The 24916-nt window shown below is 68.4% G+C and carries 23 protein-coding genes; 15 read left to right on the forward strand and 8 right to left on the reverse strand.

Annotated elements, in window-relative coordinates:
* Nucleotides 1–10 precede the first annotated feature (10 nt).
* The 3 genes from ACF8ME_RS17925 (at nt 11) to ACF8ME_RS17935 (ending at nt 3113) form a co-directional block, all read left to right on the forward strand.
* On the forward strand, nt 11–1087 hold the full coding sequence (locus tag ACF8ME_RS17925; protein WP_374006140.1) for a Rieske 2Fe-2S domain-containing protein: 1077 nt from the start codon (nt 11–13) through the stop codon (nt 1085–1087).
* Between the two features lie 36 nt (nt 1088–1123).
* A complete protein-coding gene (locus ACF8ME_RS17930) occupies nt 1124–2086 on the forward strand; it encodes a PDR/VanB family oxidoreductase (RefSeq protein ID WP_392417652.1) in 963 nt (320 codons plus the stop codon).
* 79 nt (nt 2087–2165) lie between these two features.
* Nucleotides 2166–3113 (forward strand): 2-hydroxyacid dehydrogenase, encoded by a 948-nt coding sequence (locus ACF8ME_RS17935; protein ID WP_047326185.1) that lies wholly within the window; start codon nt 2166–2168, stop codon nt 3111–3113.
* Between the two features lie 8 nt (nt 3114–3121).
* Here ACF8ME_RS17935 and ACF8ME_RS17940 read toward each other — a convergent pair whose 3' ends face one another.
* Nucleotides 3122–3562 carry a hypothetical protein gene (locus ACF8ME_RS17940; RefSeq protein WP_392417653.1) on the reverse strand — a complete coding sequence of 147 codons (441 nt, stop codon included), beginning with the start codon at nt 3560–3562 and terminating at the stop codon, nt 3122–3124.
* Nucleotides 3563–3678: 116 nt separating this feature from the next.
* On the opposite strand from ACF8ME_RS17940, the gene ACF8ME_RS17945 reads away from it, so the two are divergent.
* Nucleotides 3679–4347: a TetR/AcrR family transcriptional regulator gene (locus ACF8ME_RS17945; protein WP_392417654.1), complete on the forward strand. Its 669-nt coding sequence runs from the start codon at nt 3679–3681 to the stop codon at nt 4345–4347.
* A 170-nt stretch (nt 4348–4517) separates the two neighbouring features.
* Here ACF8ME_RS17945 and ACF8ME_RS17950 read toward each other — a convergent pair whose 3' ends face one another.
* The 3 genes from ACF8ME_RS17950 to ACF8ME_RS17960 are packed head-to-tail and all read right to left on the reverse strand — an operon-like array spanning nt 4518 to nt 7428.
* Nucleotides 4518–5561, reverse strand: coding sequence for a DctP family TRAP transporter solute-binding subunit (locus tag ACF8ME_RS17950; RefSeq protein ID WP_016451795.1), 1044 nt, complete (start codon nt 5559–5561; stop codon nt 4518–4520).
* Nucleotides 5562–5593: 32 nt separating this feature from the next.
* On the reverse strand, nt 5594–6892 hold the full coding sequence (locus ACF8ME_RS17955; RefSeq protein ID WP_016451794.1) for a TRAP transporter large permease: 1299 nt from the start codon (nt 6890–6892) through the stop codon (nt 5594–5596).
* Complete coding sequence (locus ACF8ME_RS17960; protein WP_016450270.1) at nt 6889–7428, reverse strand: TRAP transporter small permease; 540 nt, start codon at nt 7426–7428, stop codon at nt 6889–6891. Before ACF8ME_RS17960 ends, ACF8ME_RS17955 begins: the two co-directional genes overlap by 4 nt.
* Nucleotides 7429–7755: 327 nt before the next feature.
* Here ACF8ME_RS17960 and ACF8ME_RS17965 point away from each other — a divergent pair, with 327 nt between their 5' ends.
* From ACF8ME_RS17965 to ACF8ME_RS18000, 8 genes are all read left to right on the forward strand, one after another.
* On the forward strand, nt 7756–8691 hold the full coding sequence (locus ACF8ME_RS17965) for a LysR substrate-binding domain-containing protein (RefSeq protein ID WP_016450271.1): 936 nt from the start codon (nt 7756–7758) through the stop codon (nt 8689–8691).
* A gap of 441 nt (nt 8692–9132) precedes the next feature.
* A complete protein-coding gene (locus tag ACF8ME_RS17970; protein WP_016450272.1) occupies nt 9133–10032 on the forward strand; it encodes a transporter substrate-binding domain-containing protein in 900 nt (299 codons plus the stop codon).
* A gap of 113 nt (nt 10033–10145) precedes the next feature.
* The gene (locus ACF8ME_RS17975) at nt 10146–10898 is read left to right on the forward strand and encodes an amino acid ABC transporter permease (RefSeq protein ID WP_016450273.1); all 753 of its coding nucleotides are present in this window, start codon (nt 10146–10148) and stop codon (nt 10896–10898) included.
* A 1-nt stretch (nt 10899) separates the two neighbouring features.
* Nucleotides 10900–11571: an amino acid ABC transporter permease gene (locus ACF8ME_RS17980; RefSeq protein WP_016450274.1), complete on the forward strand. Its 672-nt coding sequence runs from the start codon at nt 10900–10902 to the stop codon at nt 11569–11571.
* 25 nt (nt 11572–11596) lie between these two features.
* Nucleotides 11597–12334, forward strand: coding sequence for an amino acid ABC transporter ATP-binding protein (locus ACF8ME_RS17985; protein ID WP_016450275.1), 738 nt, complete (start codon nt 11597–11599; stop codon nt 12332–12334).
* Nucleotides 12335–12524: 190 nt separating this feature from the next.
* A complete protein-coding gene (locus ACF8ME_RS17990) occupies nt 12525–13136 on the forward strand; it encodes an RNA polymerase sigma factor (RefSeq protein ID WP_224986090.1) in 612 nt (203 codons plus the stop codon).
* Nucleotides 13133–14179 (forward strand): FecR family protein, encoded by a 1047-nt coding sequence (locus ACF8ME_RS17995; RefSeq protein ID WP_392417656.1) that lies wholly within the window; start codon nt 13133–13135, stop codon nt 14177–14179. The genes ACF8ME_RS17990 and ACF8ME_RS17995 overlap by 4 nt, the downstream gene beginning before the upstream one ends.
* Nucleotides 14180–14539: 360 nt before the next feature.
* On the forward strand, nt 14540–16954 hold the full coding sequence (locus ACF8ME_RS18000; protein ID WP_392417658.1) for a TonB-dependent siderophore receptor: 2415 nt from the start codon (nt 14540–14542) through the stop codon (nt 16952–16954).
* Here ACF8ME_RS18000 and ACF8ME_RS18005 read toward each other — a convergent pair.
* The gene (locus ACF8ME_RS18005) at nt 16947–17894 is read right to left on the reverse strand and encodes a MurR/RpiR family transcriptional regulator (protein WP_016450279.1); all 948 of its coding nucleotides are present in this window, start codon (nt 17892–17894) and stop codon (nt 16947–16949) included. The genes ACF8ME_RS18000 and ACF8ME_RS18005 overlap by 8 nt on opposite strands.
* Nucleotides 17895–17971: 77 nt before the next feature.
* On the opposite strand from ACF8ME_RS18005, the gene ACF8ME_RS18010 reads away from it, so the two are divergent.
* The 3 genes from ACF8ME_RS18010 to ACF8ME_RS18020 all read left to right on the forward strand — a co-directional run bounded on the left by ACF8ME_RS18010 (nt 17972) and on the right by ACF8ME_RS18020 (nt 21277).
* Nucleotides 17972–19141 carry a M20 family metallopeptidase gene (locus ACF8ME_RS18010; protein ID WP_046987580.1) on the forward strand — a complete coding sequence of 390 codons (1170 nt, stop codon included), beginning with the start codon at nt 17972–17974 and terminating at the stop codon, nt 19139–19141.
* Nucleotides 19142–19155: 14 nt separating this feature from the next.
* Entirely contained in the window at nt 19156–20172 is a 1017-nt protein-coding gene (locus tag ACF8ME_RS18015) for a tripartite tricarboxylate transporter substrate binding protein (RefSeq protein ID WP_016450281.1), read from the forward strand.
* A 76-nt stretch (nt 20173–20248) separates the two neighbouring features.
* The gene (locus ACF8ME_RS18020) at nt 20249–21277 is read left to right on the forward strand and encodes a Bug family tripartite tricarboxylate transporter substrate binding protein (protein WP_392417659.1); all 1029 of its coding nucleotides are present in this window, start codon (nt 20249–20251) and stop codon (nt 21275–21277) included.
* 4 nt (nt 21278–21281) lie between these two features.
* Here ACF8ME_RS18020 and ACF8ME_RS18025 read toward each other — a convergent pair whose 3' ends face one another.
* The 3 genes from ACF8ME_RS18025 to ACF8ME_RS18035 are packed head-to-tail and all read right to left on the reverse strand — an operon-like array spanning nt 21282 to nt 24910.
* Nucleotides 21282–22271 carry a Bug family tripartite tricarboxylate transporter substrate binding protein gene (locus tag ACF8ME_RS18025; RefSeq protein ID WP_392417661.1) on the reverse strand — a complete coding sequence of 330 codons (990 nt, stop codon included), beginning with the start codon at nt 22269–22271 and terminating at the stop codon, nt 21282–21284.
* Between the two features lie 51 nt (nt 22272–22322).
* Nucleotides 22323–23576: an alkyl sulfatase dimerization domain-containing protein gene (locus ACF8ME_RS18030; protein ID WP_392417663.1), complete on the reverse strand. Its 1254-nt coding sequence runs from the start codon at nt 23574–23576 to the stop codon at nt 22323–22325.
* Nucleotides 23573–24910: a DUF1254 domain-containing protein gene (locus ACF8ME_RS18035; RefSeq protein ID WP_392417665.1), complete on the reverse strand. Its 1338-nt coding sequence runs from the start codon at nt 24908–24910 to the stop codon at nt 23573–23575. The genes ACF8ME_RS18030 and ACF8ME_RS18035 overlap by 4 nt, the downstream gene beginning before the upstream one ends.
* Between the last annotated feature and the right edge of the window lie 6 nt (nt 24911–24916).

Below are 24916 nucleotides of genomic sequence, written 5' to 3' on the forward strand. Positions count from 1 at the left end.
AGGAGAACCCATGACCGAATGCACCACCATTGCACCTGCCTCCACGCCTGCCTTCCCGCTGGACCAGTGGTATGTCGCCGGCTTTGCCTGGGAGCTGCAGGACGCGCCACTGGCACGCACCCTGCTGGGCCGGCCCGTCGTGCTGTTTCGCACGCCCGATGGCAGCGTGGCCGCGCTGGAGGACCGCTGCTGCCACCGCGAGCTGCCGCTGTCCTGCGGCACGGTGGAGGCGCGCGGCCTGCGCTGCGGCTACCACGGCCTGCTGTTCGACCGCGCCGGCCAGTGCCTGGAGATTCCGGGCCAGCAGCGCATACCGCCCAAGGCCTGCGTCAAGTCCTTCGACCTGCGCGAGCGTGACCAGATCCTCTGGATCTGGATGGGCGCCACGCCCGATTCCGTGCCCGCGCAGGAGCCGCCCGCCTATCCCGTGCACGGCGATGCGCGCTACCGCTTCGGCGGCGATGTCTACCACTACGACGCGCCCTACCAGCTCATCCACGACAACCTGCTGGACCTCAGCCACCTGGGCTATGTGCACCTCAAGACCATTGGCGGCAATGCCGGCATCCACATGAATGCGGAGCTGCAGGTCCGCCAGGACGGGGACAGCGTCACCGTGCTGCGCTGGATGCCCGACTCCGACCCGCCGCCCACCTATGCGGCGGCCTGGCCGTTCGCGGGCCGCATCGACCGCTGGCAGGAAGTGGAGTTCCACCCCTCGCACGTGTGCATCTGGACCGGCGCCATGGACACAGGCAGCGGCCGGCTCGACGATCCGCAGCGCGAGGGCTTTCACATGCGGGGATTTCACGGCGTGACGCCGGAGACCGAGCATTCGGCCCACTACTTCTGGACCATTGCCACCAACCCGCATCCCGACATGCAGGACACCACGCGCCTGGTGATCGACCAGACGGCCGCCACCTTCGAGGAGGACAAGGTCGTCATCGAGGCCCAGTTCCGCAACCAGCAGCGCTTTGGCGCGCGCCCCGTCATCGACATCCACGTGGACGCCGGCCCCAACCGCGCGCGCCGCGTGATCAGCCGGCTGCGCGAGGCCAGCGCCCGGGCGCTGGCGGCGGCCTGATTTTTCCGAACCCATCCCTTTCCGCGATTTCTTCCCATGCAAGCCAACCCCATCCTCCAGGTGCGCGTCGCGCGCAAATGCGCCGAGGCGCAGGACATCTGCAGCCTTGAACTCGTGCCGCTGGACGGCCAGAGCCTGCCCGCCTTCACGGCCGGCTCGCACATCGACCTGCACCTGCCGGGCGGCCTGGTGCGCCAGTACTCGCTGTGCAACGACCCGCAGGACACGGGCCGCTACGTGGTCGGCGTGCTGCGCGAGGCCGCCTCGCGCGGCGGCTCGGCCGCCGTGCACGAACAGGTGCAGGAAGGCCAGCAGATCGCCATCGGCGCGCCGCGCAACCACTTCGCGCTGCATGCGGGTGGCCCTGCGCGGCACCTGCTGCTGGCCGGCGGCATAGGCATCACGCCCGTGCTGGCCATGGCGCGCCAGCTGGCGCGCGAGGGTGCCGACTTCGAATTGCACTACTGCGCGCGTTCGCGCGAGCGCATGGCCTTCACGGCCCTGCTGCAGTCCATGCCCTGGGCCGACCGCGTGCACCTGCATGTGGATGGCGAGGGTGCGCTCGACATGGCGCAGCTCCTCGGCGCCCCGCAGGCGGGCCTGCACCTGTATGTCTGCGGCCCACGCGGCTTCATGGACGCGGCCCTGGGCCATGCCCGCGCGTCGGGCTGGAGCGAGGACCGCCTGCACTACGAATTCTTTGCAGGCGAGGCCGTGCAGCGCGAGGGCGATGCCGGGTTCGAGATCGAGATCGCCAGCACCGGCCAGGTGGTGCGCGTGGCGCCCGAGCAGACCGTGGTCCAGGCGCTGGCCGGCATCGGCGTGGAGGTGCAGACTTCGTGCGAGCAGGGCGTGTGCGGCACCTGCCTCACGCGTGTGCTCTCGGGCGAGCCCGAGCACCGCGACATGTACCTGACCGAGGACGAGCAGGCCGCCTGCGACCAGTTTCTGCCCTGCTGCTCGCGCGCGAAATCCGCCCGGCTGGTGCTGGACCTGTAGCGCTGGACCCGGCCGGCCGGCGCACAATGAGGTTTTCCCCCAAGGCCCGCCCTGTGGCGGCGGGCGCCGCCTTCCTGCCATGCAACCTGCCCTGCTCGTCCTCAACTTCAATACCGAGGCCCATCTGCGCCAGATGGCCCAGGCCTTTCCCTCCTTCGACCTGCTCTACGCGCCCGACGCCGCCCAGTGCGAGGCCGCCATCGCCGAGCACGGCACGCGCATACAGGCCGTGCTGACCATAGGCTCCATCGGCCTGTCGGCCGCGCAGATGCAGCGCATGCCCGCCCTCAGGCTGGTCTGCGCGCTGGGCGCGGGCTACGAGAACATCGATGTCGCCCATGCGCAGGCCCACGGCATTGCCGTGGGCAATGGCGCAGGCACCAATGACGACTGCGTGGCCGACCATGCCATGGGCCTGCTGATCGCCTCCGTGCGCGGCCTGGTGCGCCTGGACCGCGCCACGCGCGACGGCGTCTGGCGCACCGCCATGCCGCTGCCGCCCAATGTCTCGCACAAGCGCCTGGGCATCCTGGGCATGGGCGCCATCGGCGCCAAGATCGCCCAGCGCGCGCTGGGCTTCGAGATGGAAATCGGCTACCACAACCGCAGCCCCCGCAGCGGGCTACCCCACCGCTACTTCGGCGACCTGCTGTCCCTGGCGCAATGGGCCGATGTGCTGCTGGTCGCCACGCCGGGCGGCCCGGGTACGCGCCATCTCGTCAACGCCCAGGTGCTGGACGCACTGGGCCCGCAGGGCCACCTGGTCAATATCGCGCGCGGCAGCGTGGTCGATACCGCCGCCCTGGCCGCCGCCGTGCGCGAAGGCCGCCTTGCCGGCGCGGGCCTGGATGTCTACGAAAGCGAACCCGCGCCCCCGGCCGAACTGCTGGACCTGGACGCCGTGGTGCTCACGCCCCATGTGGGTGGCTGGTCGCCCGAAGCCGTGCAGGCCTCGGTGGACCGCTTCATCGCCAACATGCGCTGCCACCTGGAAGGCCGCCCGCTGGTCTCGCCGGTCACGGCCTGAGGCTGGATTCAGCCCTGTGCCATCCCGGCAACTGCTGCCAGGTGCAGCAGCCCCATGACCAGGCAGAGGGCCGAGGACACATGCCAGAAGCGGTCGCTGTTGTCCGGAAAGCGTGGTTTCAACCACGGATAGGCCACGGCCCGCGCCACCAGCACCAGGCCGGCCCCGGCCAGCACCGGGCGCATGAAGGGCAGGGGTCCCAGCAGGCCCGCGCCTGCCAGCGCATACCCTGCCAGCAGCGACAGCACCACGCCGATGGCCGCCGACACCAGCGGCGGATACCAGTGCCCTGCCTCGGCCATGCGCGCCATGCGCTCGCCGGCACCCATGAGCCGCAGCCCACGTCCCCCCCAAACGATGCAGGCGAAGTGGGCCAGCGCGGCCGCCGTGTCGAACAGGGCGGCGGCCAGGGCCAGCAGTTGCACGCCCTTCACGGCAGGGATTCCCACGCGCCGGTGTGCTGATGCTTCTTCATGGTGTATTCCTTGGGATTTGCTGCAATGGCCGGCCACTGTAGTGCTTAAACTCCGGGCAGAAAACTCGCCTTGTGCTCAGGTTTTGCCGCATGCCCTCCCATACCTCCGCTAGCACTGAATCCCAGAGAAGAAGACAGCCCGTACAGGCCCGTGCGCAGCGCACGCTGGAGGCCATTGTTCAGGCAGCAGCTCAGATTCTGGTCAAGGAGGGCGAAGCCGCGCTCACCACCAATCGCATTGCCGAGCGCGCAGGCGTCTCCATCGGCACGCTCTACCAGTACTTCCCCGACAAGCAGGCCGTCTTGCGCGCCATGGTCGATGGCCAGCGCCGTGCGGCCGTCGCGGCCATCGAGGCCTGGCTGGAGCAGGCGTCGGAACGGCGCCTGCCGCGCGAGGCCGTGGCGCGCGGCGTGGTCGCCTGCATCGTCGAGGGCTTTGCGGGCCGCACGCCTGCGCGGCGCAAGCTGGCGCGCTTTGCCTGGCGCCAGGATGGTGACGAGCGCATTGCCCTGTCCATGCGCGAGACCGCAGAGCGCATGGCCGCCCACCTGCAGCGCTGGGGCGGCCCCTCGCTGTCCTATGCGCGCCTTTACGTGGCCACGCGGGCCGTGCTGGGCACGGTGCGCTTTGCCTCGCTGGAGGCTTCGCCGCTGATCGCCTCGGGCGCACTGGAGGAGCTGCTGTGCGAGATGGGGGCAGATATGTTGCTGGGTGGCGCGACGGACGCGGGAGCCGCTGCCCGTGCCCCTGCCCCATAGGCAGCAGGGGCTGTGCCTGTGCCATTTCGCTGGACCGGCTTCGCAGCAAGGCATGCCTTGATGGGCGGGCTGAAGTCCTGGTCGTCCTTGCGAAGCAGGATGGCGAAAAAAAGGCCCCGCAGAGCGGGGCCTTTTGCTTCTACCGGAGTGTGCGATCAACCGATAGCATTCTAACGAGTTCGCGCGGCAATGGCTTTCTCCGCCACATCCACCAGGTCGGCGCCGACCTGCTGCTTCCACTTGTCGTAGACGGGGCGCGTGGCCTTGACGAAGGCTTCGCGCTCGGCCGGCGTGAGCTGGGTCACGGTCACGCCGTTGGCGGCCAGGTCCTTGAGCAGGGGCTTGTCGGCCTCGATCATGCCCTTGCGCGCGATCACGACCTGCTCCTTGGCGGCGTCCACGGCGGCCTGGCGCACGATGTCCTGGTCTTCCTTGGTCCAGGTGGCCCAGATGTCCTTGTTGACCACGAAGATCAGCGGATCGTTGATGTAGCCCCATAGCGTCAGATGCTTCTGGCCCACGGACTGCAGCTTGGCGGCCATGTAGACCGACACGGGGTTTTCCTGGCCGTCCACGGCGCCGCTGGCCATGGCGGGCTGGGCATCGGCCCAGCTCATCTGCGTGGGGTTGGCGCCCAGCGCGGTGAAGGTGTCCAGGAACAGCGGCGAGCCCACGACGCGGATCTTCAGGCCCTTGAGGTCGGCAGGGGTCTTGATGGCGTGCTTGGAGTTGCTGATCTCGCGGTAGCCGTTCTCGCCCCAGGCCAGCGGCACCACGCCGGCCTTGTCCAGGCGCTGGAACAGGCGCTTGCCGGGCTCGCCATGCGTGAGCGCGTCGGCGGCCGCGTAGTCGGGCATCAGGAAGGGCAGGGCGAACAGGTTCAGCTCCTTGATCTGGGGCGACCAGTTCAGCGTGGAGCCCACGGCCATGTCGATCACGCCCTGGCGCAGCGCGCTGAATTCGCGCGTCTGGTCGCCCTGGATCAGGGAGACGCCTGGGTAGAGCTTGATGTTGATGCGGCCGTTGGTGCGCTCGCGCACCTTGTTGGCCCAGATCTCGCCGCCCTTGCCCCAGGGAAAGGCCGTGCCCAGCACCAGCGACATGCGGTACTCGCTCTTGTACTTGGCCGGAGTCTGCGCCACTGCGGGAGCGGACGAAAGGGCCAGGGCCGCCGCTGCGGCCAGGCCGCTGGCGAGGAAAGTGCGAAGTTTCATTGCGAAGGTCTCCTTGTTGAATTTTTGGGAAATCAGTAGCCCAGGCGTGCTGGGAGCCAGAGAGCCAGCTGCGGGAAGGCGATCACGGCGATCATCACCAGGAACATGGCCAGCAGCATGGGGCCGACCCAGCGCACGGTGGACTCCATGCGCACGCCCGCGATGCGGCAGGACACCATCAGGTTCACGGCCAGCGGCGGCGTGAACTGGCCCAGCGCCACCTTGAGCGTGAGGATGACGCCGAACCACACCGGGTCCCAGTGGTAGTGCTGCATGATCGGCAGCAGCAGCGGCACGAAGATCAGGAAGATGGAGATGCCGTCCAGGAACATGCCCACGGTGATCAGCAGCAGGATCAGCAGCGCCATCACGCCGTACTCGCCCAGGCCCGATTCCACGATGGCCTTGGCCACCGGATCGATCACGCCCAGCGTGGACAGCGAGAACGCGAAGATGCCGGCCAGCGACACCACCAGCAGGATCACGGCCGACAGCTCGCCGGCCTCGCGCAGGATGGGATACAGGTCGCGCAGCGTGATGGTGCGGTGGATCACCATGCCCACGAACAGGCCGTAGAACACGGCCACCACGGCGGCCTCGGTAGGGGTGAACCAGCCGGCGCGCATGCCGCCCAGGATCAGCACCGGGGCGGCCAGGCCCCAGGAGGCCTCGCGCAGGCTGCGCCAGAACGGCGGGCGCGGCATGGACGATTCCAGCGCACCCATCCTGTGCCTGCGCGACATCCACACGGCCGGAACGATCAGCGCCACGCCGGCCAGGATGCCGGGGATCATGCCGGCCGCAAACAGCGCCGGCACCGAGGCGCCGGGCACCAGCACCGAGTAGATGATGAAGGCCACGGACGGCGGGATCAGGATGTCGGTGGCCGCGGCCGCGCCCACCACGCTGGCCGAGAAGCTGCCGGGATAGCCGGCGCGGCTCATGGCCGCGATCATCACGCCGCCCACGGCAGCGGCATTGGCCGGGCCCGAGCCCGAGATGCCGCCCAGGAACATGGCCACGGCAATCGCCACCAGGGGCAGCATGCCGGGGCCACGGCCCACGATGGCCACGGCGAAGTTCACCAGGCGCAGCGCCACGCCCGAGCGGTCGAAGATCGAGCCCACGAGCACGAACATCGGAATCGCCAGCAGCGGGTACTTGCCCAGGCCGGCATAGAAGTTCTGCGGCACGGCCAGCAGGCCGAACCACTGCGTGTCGGGGCTGGCCAGCGCGATGGCGGCCGCACCTGCCAGGCCCAGGGCCGCGCCGATGGGCACGCCCAGGAGCATCAGGCCCAGGAAGGCGATGAAGAGCAGGGTCGCGATCATGGCGCCTTCTCCTCGTCCACGAAGGCGCCGGGGCGCCCCTGGCGCAGGAACAGTTGCAGCGCGCGCAGCGTGATCAGCGCCGAGCAGATGGGCAGCCACATCGAATACCACCACTGCGGCACGCCGATGCCGGGCGAGGTTTCCTCGAAACGGTAGTCGTCCCAGACCACGCGCACGCTCAGTGCGGCGATCACCGCGAACAGCAGGGCCACCATCAGCGTGCCGAAGCGCGCCAGGCGCTTCCTGCGCAGGGCGCTGCCGCCTTCGGCGAAGTATTCGATGCGGATGTGGGCGTTGCGCGCCACGGCCGCCGAGCCCGCGACCATGGCCAGCAGGATCATCAGGAAGACCGAGATTTCCTCGGTCCACGCGAAGGACGAGGAGGTGAAGTAGCGCACCAGCACATTGGCGAAGGTGATCAGGGCCAGCAGGGCCATGATCACCACGGTGAGCCAGTCCTCGATGCGCAGCGAACGCGGCTCGTCCGGCTGGGAAGGCGTCTCAGCGGCGCCGTTTTCGGTGGGAGGGGATGACATGGACGCGGGGAGTCAGAAAATTACACATGGCGGGGCAGATGCAGTCACTGAGCTTCCTCGGCGTCGTGTGCCGGGGGCCGTGAGGAAAAAATGTCACATTGGGTAAATGCGGCGCAGCGCCATTATGTGCGCATACGAGCGCCGCATCAGATGGCGGTTTCCTCAGTGTGGCGGCCCATGCGGGACGTTGATACGGGCATGCCCCGGCGTGGAGGCTCCGAGGAAGGGCCGCCCCGCACCGAGGGTGCCGTCCCCCTCCCGGAGAGAGAGGGGGAAGCGGCGTAGCCGCTCAGGGGGTGCCTTCCATCACAGCGGATAATGGCGGGCATGGAAACCAAATGGCTAGAAGATTTCGTCAGCCTGGCTGAAACACGCAGTTTCAGCCGCTCCGCCCAACTGCGGCATGTGACGCAACCTGCGTTCTCGCGCCGCATCCAGGCACTGGAGGCCTGGGCCGGCACCGACCTTGTGGACCGCAGCTCCTACCCGACCCGGCTCACGCCGGCCGGCAAGACCATGTATGACCAGGCGCTGGAGATGCTGCAGTCGCTGCAGAGCACGCGCACCATGCTGCGGGCCCATGTCAGCGCGGGCAAGGGCATGGTGGGGTTTGCCGTGCCGCACACGCTGGCCTTCACCTTCTTCCCGAACTGGGTCTCCAGCGTGCAGGCCAAGTTCGGGCCGTTCCGCAGCCGGCTGTTCGCGCTCAACGTGCACGACGCCGTGATGCGCCTGGTCGAGGGCGGCTGCGACCTGCTGATCGCCTACTTCCATCCGTCCCAGCCCTTCCAGCTTGACCCGGCGCGCTACGAGATGGTCAGCCTGGGCCATGAGGTGCTCGCCCCCTACGCCAGGCCCGACGCCGACGGCCTGCCGCTGCACCAGCTGCCGGGCCGCCAGGGCCAGCCGCTGCCCTACCTGGGCTATGCGCCGGGCGCCTACCTGGGCCGCGTGACGGAACTCATCCTCAAGGAAGCGGCCGAGGCCGTGCACTTGGAGCGCGTCTACGAGACCGACATGGCCGAAGGCCTCAAGGCCATGGCGCTGGAAGGCCATGGCGTGGCCTTTTTGCCATTCAGCGCCGTGCGCAACGAGTTGGAGGCCGGCCGCCTGGTCAGCGCCGCACCTGCCGGTGACGACGGTTTCCGCATGGACATGGAAGTGCGTGCCTACCGCGAAAAACCCACCAGCAAGGATGCGCCCCAGGGCGTGGCCGGCGCGCTGTGGAACTTCCTGCTGGAGCAGGGCGAGACCATCGGCTGACACGCCAGGCGGCACACATGAAGACAAAGGGGCTCTCGAGCCCCTTTTTGCTGCACGCTGGTGCACGGCAAAGCCCGTCAAGAGACCGACTTGGTGCATGGGTTATGCCTAGGGTAAACACCTATTATGCATGGCATGCATAAGGGTTTCTGCAAACGGCATTGGCTGTGCTGCCACGCCTGGCATTAGAGTGCGCGCACAGCAGCCACGCCGTGTGCAGGCCCCCAGGCGCGCTGGATCGGGCAAAAAACGCGTGCCATGGCACGGCAGTTGCTTACCTGAATCTGGCTGACGTGCTGGAAAGCCCTAGCACGTGTCGGTGCTCCAGCACCGTGCGTGATTGCACAATATGTGTCACATCGTTGATAGTTCGAGCCAGCCCACAAGGCGACTCGACCGTTCTCATCAAGACCGTTTTCGTTCTCATCTCAGGAGACCCGTATGAAGAAGCATTTGTTGGCCATCGCCGTGACCGCCCTGGCTGCAGGCAGCGCTTTTGCGCAGGCTGGCGACACCCTGGCCAAGATCAAGTCCTCCGGCGCCGTGACGCTGGGCGTGCGTGAATCCTCCGGCCTGGGCTACACGCTGGGCAATGGCAAGTACGTGGGCTTCCACACCGAGATGGGCGAGCGCGTGCTGGCCGACATCCAGAAGCAGCTGGGCCTGGCCAAGCTGGACATCAAGTACCAGCCCGTCACCTCGCAGAACCGCATCCCCCTGGTGACCAATGGCACCGTGGACATCGAGTGCGGCTCCACCACCAACAGCCAGGCCCGTCAAAAGGATGTGGCCTTCGCCGTGACCACCTATGTGGAAGAGGTGCGCATCGCCGTCAAGGGCAACTCCGGCATCACCGGCATCAAGGACCTGAACGGCAAGACCATCGTCACGACGACGGGCACCACCTCGGTGCAGACCCTGCGCAAGAACAAGCGCGCCGACGGCCTGACCTTCAAGGAAGTCATGGGCAAGGACCACGCCGACAGCTTCCTGATGCTGGAAACCGGCCGTGCCGACGCCTTCATCATGGACGGCTCCATCCTGGCCGCCAACATCTCCAAGTCCAAGGCACCTGCCGACTACAAGATCGTCGGCGAAACCCTGTCTGTCGAGCCCATCGCCTGCATGCTGCGCAAGGACGACCCCGCCTTCAAGAAGGCCGTGGACGACTCCATCAAGCGCCAGATCGCCGACGGCTCGCTGGCCAAGCTCTATGACAAGTGGTTCATGCAGCCGATTCCCCCGGCCAACGTGAAGGTCGGCCTGCCGCTGTCCGACGCCACCAAGGACGCATGGGCCAACCCCAACGACAAGCCCATGGAGTCGTACGAAGTCAAGTAAGCACCAGCTGAATGCCGCCCCTTCTGCCATGCGGTTGGAAGGGGCGTTTTTTGTTGCGGCGCCGTTTTTGCCGGTAGTGCATTTTTCAAGAATCTGAATAAAGAGGTGCTCCTATGAGTTGGGATTGGCAGGTGTTCTGCCAGGACACCATTACCCAAGAGGTCGGTCAAAGCTGCTTCGGCAAGAACGGCGACATCACCTACCTCGACTGGATGCTGTCGGCCTGGGGCTGGACCATTTCCGTGTCGCTGCTGTCGCTGTTGATCGCATTGATCGTCGGCTCGCTGATCGGCACGCTGCGCACGCTGCCCGACCGGCCGTGGATCGTGCGGCTGGGCAATGCCTGGGTCGAACTGTTCCGCAATATTCCGCTGCTGGTCCACATCTTCATGTGGTACCACGTGGTGCCGTCCATCTTCCCCGCGCTGAAGTCCCTGCCGGGCTTCGTGCTCGTGGTGCTGGCGCTGGGCTTCTTCACCTCGGCCCGTATCGCCGAGCAGGTGCGTTCCGGCATCCAGGCGCTGCCTCGCGGCCAGCGGTACGCGGGCATGGCGCTGGGTTTCACCACGTTCCAGTACTACCGCTACGTGCTGCTGCCCATGGCGTTTCGCATCATCATTCCGCCGCTGACCAGCGAGACCATGAACGTGTTCAAGAACTCGTCCGTGGCGTTTGCCGTGTCCGTGGCCGAACTGACCATGTTCGCCATGCAGGCGCAGGAAGAGACTTCGCGCGGCATCGAGATCTACCTGGCCGTCACCGGCCTGTACGTGGTCTCCGCCTTTGCCATCAACCGCATCATGGCCTTCATCGAGAAGCGCTCGCGCGTCCCGGGCCTGATCGCTGCCAGCGGCGGAGGACACTGACATGAACCTGCAAATCGACTGGTCGTTCTTCACCTGGGACCTGTTCAGCAACTTCGTGCTGAAGGGCCTGTACTTCAGCCTGACGCTGACCGTCATCGCCACCATTGGCGGTGTGCTCTTCGGCACGCTGCTGGCGCTGATGCGCCTGTCCGGCAAGAAATGGCTCGATGTGCCCGCCACGCTCTACGTCAACGGCATGCGCTCCGTGCCGCTGGTGATGGTGATCCTGTGGTTCTTTCTGCTGATGCCGCTGATCATCGGTCGGCCCATCGGCGCCGAGGTCTCGGCCATCATCACCTTCATCGCCTTCGAGGCGGCCTACTTCAGCGAGATCATGCGCGCGGGCATCCAGTCCATCCCGCGCGGCCAGGTCTTCGCGGGCCAGGCCATGGGCATGACCTATGGGCAGAACATGCGCCTCGTGGTGCTGCCCCAGGCCTTCCGCAACATGCTGCCCGTGCTGCTGACGCAGACCATCATCCTGTTCCAGGACACCTCGCTGGTCTATGCCATCGGTGCCTACGACATGCTCAAGGGCTTCGAAGTGGCCGGCAAGAACTACGGCCGTCCCATCGAATCCTATCTGGCCGCTGGCGTGACCTACTTCGTGCTGTGCTATTCGCTGTCCTGGGCAGTGAAGCGCCTGCACAAAAAGATTGCCATCATTCGATGAGCCAGCACCCCATTGAGGAATTGCAATGATTGAACTCAAGAACGTTTCCAAGTGGTACGGCAGCTTTCAAGTGCTGACCGACTGCTCCACCAACATCCAGAAGGGTGAGGTCGTGGTGGTCTGCGGCCCGTCGGGCTCGGGCAAGTCCACGCTGATCAAGACCATCAACGCGCTGGAGCCCTTCCAGAAGGGCGAGATCTTCGTGGACGGCGTGGCCGTGCACGATCCCAAGACCAACCTGCCCAAGCTGCGCAGCCGCGTGGGCATGGTGTTCCAGCACTTCGAGCTGTTCCCGCACCTGTCGGTGACCGAGAACCTGACCATTGCCCAGGTCAAGGTGCTGGGCCGCAGCGCGGACGACGCCAGGAAGCGCGGCCTCAAGATGCTGGACCGCGTGGGCCTGACGGCGCACAAGGACAAGTTCCCGGGCCAGCTGTCGGGCGGCCAGCAGCAGCGCGTGGCCATTGCGCGCGCGCTGTCCATGGACCCCATCGTGATGCTGTTCGACGAACCCACCTCCGCGCTGGACCCCGAAATGGTCGGCGAAGTGCTGGACGTGATGATCGGCCTGGCCAACGAAGGCATGACCATGATGTGCGTGACCCACGAAATGGGCTTTGCGCGCAAGGTGGCCAGCCGCGTGATCTTCATGGACGTGGGCGGCAAGATCCTGGAGGACTGCTCCAAGGACGAATTCTTCGGCAACCCGGAAGCGCGCCAGCCCCGGACCAAGGAATTCCTCAACAAGATCCTGCAGCACTGAACCGGTGCGGCCCTTGCGGGCACGGCAATCAAGGGGGCGCTTCGGCGCCCCTTTTTTGTGGCCGCGGCGAGACGATGATGAGAATCGTTCTCGATACAATCGCCGGCTCAGCTGTTTGCACCGTGCTCCAGATCCCGCCCCCATTTCCCCGCCACCGGACAACTTCCACGTCCGCCGTGCCATGCCTGCCATGAAGCGCGACGACGCCCCGGGAGAGCCCGGTGGCCATTCCCGCAGTCTCTACACCCGCTGGCGCAAGCCGCTGCAGCGCATGCTGGCGCGGTACTTCAAGAGCCCGGCCGATATCGAGGATGCCTCCCAGGAAGTCTTCGTGCGCATGCTGTCGGCCGACAAGCGCCTGCCTGTGGACGAAGAGCGGCCCTATCTGCATCAGGTCGTGCGCAGCGTGGCGGCCTTCGCGCACCGCACGGCGCCGCAGCAGGCCGGTGTGCGGCTGGTGTCCGTGGAGGATTGCCGCGACGAGGTCGAGGCCCTGCCGGCCCGCGACGGAGCCGACCATGCGCTGGACGATGAGCGCCGCCAGCGCCTGGCCCGGCTGCGCGATGCCCTGAACGAGCTGCCCGAGCGCCAGCGCCAGGCCTTCGTGCTGCACCGCGTGCAGGAACTGACGCTGGAGCAGACGGCCGAGCGCATGGACATCACCGTGCGCATGGTCTCGCGCCACCTGAGCCGGGCACTGTCCTATTGCGAGATCCGCGTACGCTACGCCAGCGCCGAGCAAATGCGTGCCCTGCTGCGCGCAGACGAGCAGCGGCCGGGCGCCGCAGAGAACACACGATGAGCAACGAACTTCCCCCGGGCGTTTCGCCGCAGGAGCTGGTGGGGCTGCATGACAGGGCGGCCGACTGGTTCGTGCGCCGCCAGCAGCCGGACTGGACGGGCGCCGATGAGCGCGCGCTGGATGCGTGGCTGGGCGCCCACCCGCTGCACCGCGGCATCTTCGAAGGCATGTCGCGCCACTGGCATGGCGCGCCACAGCTCAGGGAATTGTTTCCCGATGAGTTCGGCGCAGCGGTGCCGCCCGCCGCGCCTGCCGTCTGCGCGGCACCAGCGGCCGCGCCGCCGCGCCAGCGCGTTCTTGCCCGCTGGCCCGGCCGCCCTGCGGCGGCCCTGTCCGTGCTGGCGGTGGTCTCGCTGCTGGCCTGGGGTGGCTGGTACCGCTGGGACCACACGCCAGGCTATACGCTGCAGGCCCGCACGGCGCCCGGGCAGACGCAGAGCATCGAGCTGCCCGATGGCTCGCGCGTGGCCCTCAACGTGGACAGCGAACTCCAGGTGCGCTACTACCCGCGCCGCCGCGAGGTGGTGCTGGATCGGGGCGAGGCCTTCTTCGAGGTCACGCCCGGCCCGGACAGGCCCTTCACCGTGGACTCCGGCGCCAGCCGCGTCCGGGTGGTGGGCACCGCGTTCAATGTGCGCGCCGGGCCGCCGCGGCTGGTGGTGAAGGTGCTGGAGGGCAAGGTGCAGCTGCGGCCCGAGCGTGACCGGGCTGGGGGCGATGTCCTGCTGCTGGCGGCAGGCGCGGGCGTGGCTGTGGACGGCGCCGGCCGGCACAGCACCGTGGTGGCCGATGCGGACAGCGTGGGCGACTGGCGCACGGGCCAGGTGCGCTTCAGCGGCACGCCGCTGGCGGAGGTGGCGCAGGAGCTGTCGCGCTATCTGGGTGCGCCCGTGGAGCTGGGCGACGAGTCGCTGGGCCGCCTGCGTGTCTCGGGCCTGCTGGCCACGGCCGCGCCCGAGCGCTTTGTGCGCGCGCTGCCGACCTTGATTGCGGTACGCGTGCAGCCGCGCAGCGGCGGAGGTTGGCTGATCGTGCGGGGATGAATCGAAGGTTGGGAAACAATTTGTTTCAAACTGACGGCCAACCCCAGGTTCCAGCTTTGCACCGGTTTTGGCTTCTATAGGGGCAGGGGCGTGGATTTTCCAGGCCCGCACGGCTGCCAGCCAAGGACCACCGAGGGCGCTCGTCCCTCACGCCCCAGCCAACGGCCGCAACACCTGACGCGCATGCGCGGGTGGGCTGGCATGACTTGTCCGGCGCGGTTCCTGGTCGCCCGCGACGGCTGCCTGCGGCCTGCCCGTCGCGTGCCCGTGCAACGGCACAGCAACGGAGTGGCAATGAGAGCGCAAGAAGCAGCAGGCAGGGAATTCGCAGGCAGGGGCACACATGCCCGACGCAGGAACATGAAGGAGCAGGGCGCCGGCCCGCAGGCCAGTCCGCGCCTGCTGGCGTGGCTGGTGGCCGGTGCCGTGGCCGGCATGGGCGCCGCGCCGTCCGCCCGTGCGCAACAGCTTCAGCAGCCGGCCGCCTCTTCACCGATGCCGTCATCCGGACAGCGGCTGGCCTTTGACCAGCCGGCCCAGCCGCTGATCAACGCGCTGCGCGCCTTTGGCCGCCAGACCCAGTTCCAGGTGCTGTACGACGAAGCCGTGCTGGGCGGCCGCCAGGCGCCGGCCCTCCGGGGCAGCTTCACGCCGCAGGAGGCCATGGACCGGCTGTTGGCCGGCACCGGCGTGACCGCGCACAGCACCGAGGAGGGCACGTTCACGCTGCGAAAGGCGCCTGCGCCTGAGCCTGCGCCGCAGGCGTCGGCGGGCACCACGCTGTCCACGGTCAACGTGACATCGCAGCGCATGGCCGCGCCGGGCAGCTACGTGGGCAGCGGCAGGAGCGCCAGCACCAAGCTGGACACGCCGCTGATCGAGACGCCGCGCTCCATCTCCATCGTCACCCAGGAACAGCTGCAGAACCAGGCGCCCAAGAGCATCGAGCAGGCCCTGTCGTACACGGCCGGCGTGTCCACCGAAGTCACGGGCGCGGACCTGCGCATGACGGGCGCCATCATCCGGGGTTTCAGCGATGGCAGCTCCTACTACAAGGACGGGCTGCGGCAGTTCTCGGCCGGCACCTATGGTTCGTGGAACGACGAGATCGACGAGCTGGACAGCATCGAGGTCATCAAGGGCCCGGCCTCCGTGCTCTTTGGCCAGGGGCGGCCGGGCGGCGTGATCAACGTGGTCTCCAAGAAACCCGAGGCCGACCATGTGAACAGCGTGGGCCTGTCCTATGGCCGCTACCAGCGCGCCCAGGCCACGGCCGATCTGGGCGGCGCGCTGGATGCCTCGGGCGACCTGCTGTACCGGCTCAACCTCAAGGCGCGTGACAGCGACGGACGCACCGTGGGCTCGCGCGATGACCGCATCTCCATCGCGCCCTCGCTGCGCTGGAACCTCTCCGGCCGCACCCACCTGACCGTGCTGGGCAGCTACTCGCGCGAGCGCGGCACGCCCAAGTCCTGGTGGCCCAGCCTGTTCACCTACCCGCAGATCAAGGACCTGCCCGCGCACCTGACCGCCGGCGACCCGTCCTTCGACCGCTTCGACCGCGACACGCGATCGCTGGGCTACGAGTTCTCGCACCAGACCGACAGCGGCTGGCAGCTCACGCAGAACCTGCGCTACTCCACCATCGACATCGATTACCGCCATATCTACGCCATGGACGTGCTGGCCGACGGCCGAAGCGTCTCGCGCGCCAGCCTGGCCCAGCGCACCAAGGGCCGCACGCTGGCGCTGGACACCCGCCTGCAAAAGGACCTGCGATGGGGCGGGCTGCAGCACCGGCTGGCCTTCGGCATGGACCATGTGAAGTACAGGGAGCGCGGCGGCCTGGGCTTTGGCTGGGATGTGCCCGACCTGGACATGCTCGACCCTGTCTATGGCCAGTCCATCGCCTATCCAGAGCTGGAGGACAGCCGCACGGACCTGCGCCAGACCGGCATCTACACCCTCAACCAGTTCAAGTGGGACCGCTGGGTGGCCAATCTCAGCCTGCGCCATGACCAGGCGCGCACCACGCAGAACAGCAGCACCCAGCCGCGCATGAGCGACAGCGCCACCACCGGCAGCGCGGGCCTGCTCTACCTGTTCGACAGCGGCTGGGCGCCCTATGCGAGCTATGCGACCTCCTTCGATCCGGTCACGGGCCTGCAGTACGACGGCAATCCGTTCGAGCCCCGGCGCGGCAAGCAGTACGAGGCGGGCGTGAAGTACCAGCCTCCGGGAAGCACCTCGCTGATCACGGCCTCGGTCTTCGACCTGCGCCAGACCAACGTCACCACGCTGGACCCCGACCACCCGCGCTTCAGCATCCAGACGGGCGAGGTGCGCTCCACGGGGCTGGAGCTGGAAGGCCGCTTCGCGCTCACGCGCGAGCTGAACGCGCTGGCCAGCTACACCTACCTGGACCCGCGCACCACGCAGAGCAACCGGCCCGCCGAAATCGGCCGCCAGACCATACAGACCACACGCCACATGGCCAGCCTGTGGCTGGACTACCGCCCGCGCGCGGTGCCGGGCCTGATGGTGGCCGGCGGCCTGCGCTACAAGGGTCGCTCTCCCTACAACGTGGCGGCGGACGGCACGCTGAACATCAACGACTCCGCCACGCTGGCCGACCTGGCGCTGGCCTACGAGACGCCGCAGTACCGCATCGTGCTGAACATCAACAACCTGTTCAACCGCAAGTACTTCGCAGGCATCTTCCGCGGCGTGGATCGCGAGGCCACGCTGAGCTTCAAGTACTACTGGTCTATGTAGAAGACCTGCGCGCGGGTGGCTTGCGCGCGGCGCGAGCCGGCCCGCGCGGCTCGGGCGTCCTGATCAGCTGGTGGTTGAACTCCCTCCACAGCGCGTCGCGCCGGGCCAGCGCCTCGGACACATCGGCATGGCGCAACTGGGCCACGGCCGAGACCAGGGCATTGCACAGGTAGAAGGCGGCCGTGTAGGAGTGAAAGGGCGAGGCATTGGCCGTGCGCACCTGCAGCCAGTGGTGGGCCACGGTGGCCAGGGGGGCCGTGGGGCTGTCGGTGATGGCCAGCACCCGGGCGCCGGCTTCCGAAAATCGCTGCGCCACCTCGTAGGTGCCGCGTGAATACTGGCTCACGCTGAAGGCCAGCAGCGTGTCGGTGGGGCCTACCCACAGCAGCTGGTCGGCCGGGGCGATGGCGCCTGCATCCAGCTGCTGCACGCCGGGGCGGCACATGTTCAGGTGCAGGGCCAGCCAGGCGGAGACCGGCGAGCTGTTGAGCTGGGCCAGCACGAACACCCGGCCCTCGTCCTGCGCGAGCTGCCGGGCCATGGCCTCGAAGGCCGCCATGTCCAGCCCCTCGCGCGTGGACTGGATGTTGTGCTGGTCGTGCAGCAGTGCATCGTCCACGCACTCGCTCAGGCTGCGCTGCGCGCCCAGCAGCACGGGCGCGCGCTGGGCAGCCGTCTGCAGCAGCGCCGTCACCTCGCCGCGCGCCTCGCGCTGGGCCTCGGCATAGCTGGCATAGCCGAGCTTGGCGAACAGGCGCACCACGGTCGAGGCGCTGGTGCCTGTGCGCGCTGCCAGGGCGGTGGCCGATTCCAGCAGCGCATGCGGATAGTCGCTGCCCAGGGTCTGGGCCAGCGTCTGCTCGCTGGCCGTCAGTTCCGCGCCCTGCTGCGCCAGGCGCTGCGGCAGCAGCAGCGCGGCTTTTTGCAATGGTGATTTCATGTTTTTCTTGTATATGCAACGTGTGTTGCAAAATAGGGGGTCGCGTGCAACACTGCATGCACTCTGGAGATTCCACCATGCACGATACCCTCGAACAAAGCCGCGTGCAGCAGCGCGCGAGACTGCTGGACTGGCTGGGCGGCCAGCAGCAGGCCATGCAAGATCTGTTGCACAGGATTGTCGATATCGACAGCGGCAGCCGCGATGAAGCCGGCATCCTGGCCGTGGCCCAGGCCCTGCGCGAGCGGCTGGAGACGGCCGGCGTGGCCGTGCGCTTCGAGGACGTTCCCGGCTACGGCGTGCTGCTGCATGCCGACGTGCCCGGGCCCGGCGAGGGCGCGCCCATCTATCTGATGGGCCACATGGACACGGTCTTTCCGGCCGGCACCGTGGCGCGCCGCCCCTTCCGCGTGGAAGAAGGCCGGGCCTACGGTCCCGGCGTGGCCGACATGAAGTCGGGCCTGGTGCTCAACGTCTTCGTGGCCGAGGCCTTTGCGCGCTGCGGCGGCCTGGGCGCGCCGCTCAAGCTGTTCTTCTCGTGCGACGAGGAGATCGGCTCGCCCGCCACGCGCCAGACCATCATGGATACGGTGCGCGGTGCGCGCGCCGTCTTCAACGCCGAGCCGGGCCGCGTCAGCGGCAACCTGGTGACCAGCCGCAAGGGATCGATGGCCGTGGAGTTCGAGGTGCAGGGCGTAGCCGCCCACGCCGGCATCAACCACGCGGCCGGCGCCAGCGCGCTGGAAGCCATGGCACGCAAGCTGCTGGCCCTGCATGCGCTGACCGATCCCGCCACGGGCACGACCACCAATGTGGGCGTGCTGCAGGGCGGCATCGTGCCGAACATGGTGGCGCCCCATGCCAAGGCCGAGCTCGATGTGCGCTACACGGCCCAGACCGATCCCGATGCGCTGATGGAGCGCATCCGCGCCATCGTGGAGGAAGAATCCGTGCCCCGCACCCAGGGCCGCGTCACCGCCGTGCGCCGCACCCTGCCCATGGCGCCCACGCCCGATGCGCTGCTGCAGCTGTACCGTCGCGGCGCGCAGTCGCTGGGCTTCGACGTGCAGGGCGAGTTCACGGGCGGCGCGGCCGACAGCGGCCTCACGGCCTCGGTGGGCGTGCCCACGCTGTGCGCCACCGGCCCCGTGGGCGGCCATCCCCATACCGAGCGCGAGTACTGCGAGCTGGCCACCTTCGTGCCGCGCGCCCAGGCCGTGGCCCTCGCCATCTTCGACCATCCTTGACTCCGCTGATACCCATGAAAAACCTGTCCGTGAATGCATCCTTCCCCACCCGCCGCAAGCTGCTGGGCGCAGGCCTTGGCCTGGCGGGCCTGTCCGCGCTGGCGCCGCTGGCCGCACGCGCCGATGACAAGTACCCCTCGCGCCCGATCACGCTGGTCGTGCCGTTTCCGCCCGGCGGCTCGGTGGACATCATGGGCCGCCAGTACGCCGAGCCCCTGTCGCGCATCCTGGGCGTGCCCATCGTGGTGGAGAACCGTCCCGGCGCGGGCGGCTCGGTCGCCACGCAGTACGTGTCGCGCGCCAAGCCGGACGGCTACACCCTGGTCGTGTCGTCGCAAAGCAGCCACCTGGCCAATCCGCTGACCCAGCCCAAGATCGGCTACGACCCCATCAAGGACTTCGAGAACATCGCCATCCTGGGCCGCCAGCCCAATGCGCTGATGGTGCACTCCAGCCTGCCCGTGAAGAACTTCCAGGAGTTCATCGAGTACGTGAAAAAGCGTCCCGGCCAGGTCAACTACGGCAGCGCCGGCATCGGCAGCATGGGCCAGCTCAACGTGGAAATGCTCAAGGCCGCCACGGGCATCTTCGCCACCCACATTCCCTACCGCGGCGGCTCGCCGCTGGTCACGGCGGCCATCGGCAACGAGGTGCAGTTCATCCTCGACAACCTGGTCTTCATGCTGCCCCATGTGCAGTCGGGCAAGGTGCGAGCCCTGGTCGTGGCCTCGGAGCAGCGCCTGCCCATGCTGCCCGACGTGCCCACCATGGCCGAGGTCGGCTATCCCCAGCTCAACATGAGTTCCTGGACCGGCATCGCGGCGCCTGCGGGCACGCCCGACGCCATCGTGCAGACGCTGCACAAGGCCGTGCGCCAGGCCGCCACCGCGCCTGCCATGGTGGCCAGCCTCAAGGAGCGCGGCGTGGTCGCGCCCGAGGAGATGAGCCCCGCCGCGTTCGAGAAGATGATGGCCGAGCGCCTGAAGCTCTTCGGCGAGGTGGTGCGCAAGGCCCATATCGTGGCCGAGTAAGCAGGGCACGCCCAGGGCGCCCCCAGGGCGCCCCGGATGGCCGGGCGCAGCCGACGTATTTCCATAAGGAGGAGACATGAGCATGACCCCTATCGCCCGCCAGGCTGCCAGCCACCCTTCCCGCCGCCGTGTGCTTGGCGCGGGGCTGGGCCTGGGTATGCTGGCGCCGCTTGCGGCGCTGGCCGCCGAAGGCAAGGCCACCGGCTACCCCTCGCGCCAGATCAGCTTCATCGTGCCGTTCCCTCCGGGCGGTTCGGTGGATGCCATGGCACGCCAGTACGCCGAGCCCATGGCACGCATCCTGGGCGTGCCCATCGTCGTGGAGAACCGGCCCGGCGCGGGCGGCTCGGTGGCCGCGCTGGCCGTGGCGCGCGCCAAGCCCGATGGCTACACCCTGGTCGTGTCCTCGCAGAGCAGCCACCTGGCCAATCCTCTGACCCAGCCCAAGGTGGGCTACGACCCCATCAAGGATTTCGAGAACATCGCCATCCTGGGCCGCCTGCCCAATGTGCTGGTCGTGCCCGCGAGCCTGCCCATCCGCAGCTTTGCGGAGTTCATCGCCTATGCCAAAAAGCACCCTGGCCAGCTCAACTACGGCAGCGGCGGCACGGGCAGCATGGGCCAGCTCAACATGGAGATGTTCAAGGCCGATGCGGGCCTGGACATCACCCATGTTCCCTACCGGGGCGGCACGCTGCTGGTCACCTCGGTGCTGGCGGGCGAGGTGCAGGTGTTCTTCGACAACCTCATCTCCATGCTGCCCCACATCCAGGCGGGCAAGGTGCGCGCCCTGGCCGTGGCCTCCGAGCAGCGCGTGGCACAAATTCCCGATGTGCCCACGCTGGCCGAGGTCGGCTACCCGCAGCTGAACATGAGCTCATGGACCGGCCTGGCCGCGCCGGCCGGCACGCCCGCGCCCGTGGTGCAGGCCCTCTTCAAGGCCGTGCGCCAGGCCGCCACGGCGCCGGCCATGGTGGCCAGCCTGCAGGACCGGGGCGTGACCCCGCCCGAGGAAATGAGCCCCGCGGCTTTCGAGGCCATGATGTCCGAGCGCCTCAAGCGCTTTGGCGAGGTGGTGCGCAGGACGGGCATCGTCGCCGAGTGAGCTGCTAGTCCAACTGCACACCCACCTCGCGCACCAGCCGCCCCCAGTCCGCCAGGTCCTGGCGCAGCGTGTCGGCGAATTGCGCAGGCGTGGTCCGGGGCAGATCGGTCAGGTTGAGCTCGCCCAGCTTTTTGGCCGTGGCCGGGTCCTGCAGCAACTGGTTGATGGCGGCGTTGAGCTTGTCCACGATGGGCTGCGGCGTTTTGGCGGGCGCGAAGACGCCGTACCAGGAATAGTTGTGGAACGGGTAGCCCGCCTCGGTCAGGCTGGGCAGGTCCGGCTGGCTGGGAATGCGCTTGTCGCCGCTGTGCGCAATGGCGCGCACGCGGCCCGCACGCACCAGCTCCACGGTGGAAGAGGTGTCCGCAAACGCCGCTTGCACCTGCCCGCCCAGCAGGCCCTGCACACAGGGGCTGCTGCCCTTGTAGGGCACATGCTGCATCTGCAGGCCTGCCTGCTTGAGCAGGAATTCCATGGTCAGGTGCCCGCCTGAGCCCTGGCCCCAGGAGCAGTAGCTGAGCTGGCCGGGCCGTGCGCTTGCATAGGCCACGAACTCCTTGAGCGAATGCACGGGCAGATCGCGCGAGACCAGCAGCAGATTGCCGGCGCGCCCTATCTGCGCAATGGGCGTGAAGTCCTTCACCGGGTCATAGGGCACCTTGCGGTAGAGGCTGGGGTTCACGGCCATGGACGCCGTGTAGGTGAACAGCAGCCGGTAGCCGTCCGGCGCACTGCGCGCGGCCTGCTCCACGCCGACCAGGCCGTTGGCGCCGGGCCGGTTGTCCACCACGAAGGGCTGCCTGAGCAGCCTGGTCAGGCCTTCGGCAAACACCCGCGCGATGGTGTCCGTGCCGCCGGCGGCGGCCGTAGGCACGATCAGCGTGACGGGGCGGGCGGGGTAGTTGCCGGCATCCTGCGCCGGCTGGGCGTGGCCCGTGCAGGCCATGGCCAGCAGCAGTGTCAGGGCCATGCCGTGCTTCTTCATCGTCTTCATGCACTTGTCTCCTTGTGTCGCCTTGTGTCGCCTTGCCTGTGTGCGGCCCCGTCAGCGCAGCCCCAGGCGCGCCTGCGTGCCCTGCTCGATCATGTCGGCTCCCACGCGGTAGAGGTTGCGCGAGACATAGCTGTCCACCTCGCGCGCACGCTCGCGCAGCCAGGCGGCCTTGAGGCTGCGGGCCTGGCCGATCTCGGGCGCGTCGCCGGTCGCCGTGGCCAGCACGTCGATCACATGCAGGGCCAGCTGCCACTGGCCCGCGTCGGCCAGCGCCTGGGCGCTGGCCACCAGGCCGGGCTTGTCGGTGATGGCATCGGCGATGGCGGCGCCTGCGGCCTCGGGCGGGGCCGGGTGCAGCGTGGTCGGGTTGCGGTCCCACCAGCCGTTTTCCGAGCGGTAGATGTCGCGCACGATGTAGCTGGGGTCGCCATAGGTGGGCTTCATCCACTCCACGCCGAACAGTTCCTGCGGATAGTCCATGGCCGCGAGCACCTGCTGCTCGTTCAGACCCTCGTTCATCAGGCGCACGACTTCGGCGCGCAGCCAGCGCAGCGCCTGTGCGGTGTGCAGCAGCACCTGCTGCACGGCCTGCTCGCCCTCGATCACGGGACCGAACTCGCGCACGGCCTTGAGCGGGCGCAGCGCGGCCATGGCCTGCAGCGTGTCGGCCCAGCGCACGGTGTCGCGCAGCGTGCGAAAGGGCGTGCCGATGTTGGGGATGGAGTCCAGCAGCGCCGCGCCGCCGTACAGCACGCGCTGGCCGGGGCTCCACAGCGCGATGGCGTCGTCGGTCTCGGACGGCGCCCAGAACAGCTCGATGCGGCTGTCTCCGCTGCCTATCTCCAGCCGCGTGTCGAAGGTTTCGGTGGGCTCGTGCATGTCCAGCCGGTGCTCGAAAAAGCCCGCGCTGCGGTTGAACTGGATCTCGGCCATGCGGTGCTGCAGCGCCCGGGTCTCGCGGTAGCGCGCCTGGCGGCGCGGCAGGTTGCGGTGCGCGATCAGGCGCGGCACGGGCTCTCCGCGCGCGGCCGCATGCTCCAGCCAGGCGGGCACGCCCGCGTTGTAGCCGATGTGGCCGTGGCTGTAGCACAGCGCATGCACGGGCGCGTCGCTGAGCTGGCGCAGGCTGGCGATCATGTCCTGGCTGACCTTGCCGCCGGGGCCGGCGTCGATCACCACCAGGCCCGCGTCGGTCTCGGCCACGAAGGACTGGCCCTGGCCGCGCATTATGTGCAGGCCCGGCGCCACGGTTTCGCTGCCGGTGCCCACCAGCAAGAAGGGCTTGTCGTCGTCTCTGGCGTTCATGGGGTCTCCGGGTCTGGTTCGATGGGGGGCAGGGCGTAGCGGCCGTCCAGCAGTTCGGGCCGTGGCATGTAGGCGCGCAGGCACAGGTAAAAGCCTTCGCGCGGCGCGGGCAGCCAGTTGGCGCGGTGGTCTTCGCTGGCCGGCGGCGCGTGGCTGATGTGGATAGTCAACCCGCCATCGCCATCGCCATCGCCATCAGCGTCGGGGCGCAGGCCCGGCGTGCGGTCGCCGATGGCATAGCGGTCGATGGGGTTGTCCACCAGCATGCAGTCGTGGGCGCCGTAGAGGGTCAGGGACCAGAAGGCCTGCACGGGCGGCAGCGCGCCTGGGGCAAAGCGCAGCCGGTAGCGGCGGCTGCCGTGCAGGGGCTGGCCCTGGGCGTCATGCCAGGCCAGCGGGTAGATGGCCTCGCGGCTTTCCAGCATGCCGATGTACTTGAGTGCAATTTCGGCGCGGGCCTGGAAGTCGTCGCCAAAACTGCCTTCGACCAGGGCGGGGAGTTCCCAGCCCGAGTCCAGGCGCCGGCCCGTGCTGGCCGCGCGCAGCCGGGGCAGCACGCTGTCCAGGGCGCGCTGCAGTGCGGCTTGCTGTTGCGCATCGGGTGCGCCCAGCCCGGCGCCCAGGCCCACGGCCGCAAAGCGCGCGACCCGTGCGGCATGCCCCGCTGGCGGCGGGTTGTCGCGCAAGGCGGCATTCACCTGGGCTGCATAGTGCTCGGCATTTGGCGGGGCCTGGGGATCGCAGTCCGGGTCGAAGGCGCGGGCCTGCGAGGGCGTGCCCGCCTGCCAGTCGGCCAGCGGGCGCACCGCAAAGCCGTCCTGCAGCGCGTGCACGGCGGGCAGGTCGTGCTCGCCATCGACCAGGATGCGGCCTATCACCCACAGCCAGGGCGTGGGCGCGGCAATGTGTGCGCCGGGCGCATCGAACGGTGGCGGCGGCTCCCCCTGCCAGCCCGGCGGCGTGACCAGGAAGGAGCGCGCTGCCGTGCCCGTCAGGCGCTGGCCCAGGTGGGCGAAGGGGTTGGTGAAGAAGTCCAGCAGGCCCAGCACGTAGTAGCGGCCCGCCGTGTCGGGCACGTCGATCACCAGTGGCCCGGCGCCCAGGTCCAGCCAGGCGTTGGTGTAGAGCGTGTCGTTGTTGGGCGTGACCACGCGGCTGGTGCCGGCGCGCAGCAGCTGGCGCGCATGCACGAACTGGTTGCACCAGCGCAGCGGTGCGGGCGCGGCCTCGCCCGCCGCATTGCGCCGGGGCGAGGTGGCCGCGCGCATGCGGCGCATCTCGTACAGCGGGCAGGTGTGGATGACGGCCTCCTCGGCCAGTGCGGTCAGGTCCATGGCGTG

It is taken from the genome of Delftia sp. WSY_7, assembly GCF_043104845.1.
Classification (GTDB): Bacteria; Pseudomonadota; Gammaproteobacteria; order Burkholderiales; family Burkholderiaceae_C; genus Comamonas; species Comamonas tsuruhatensis.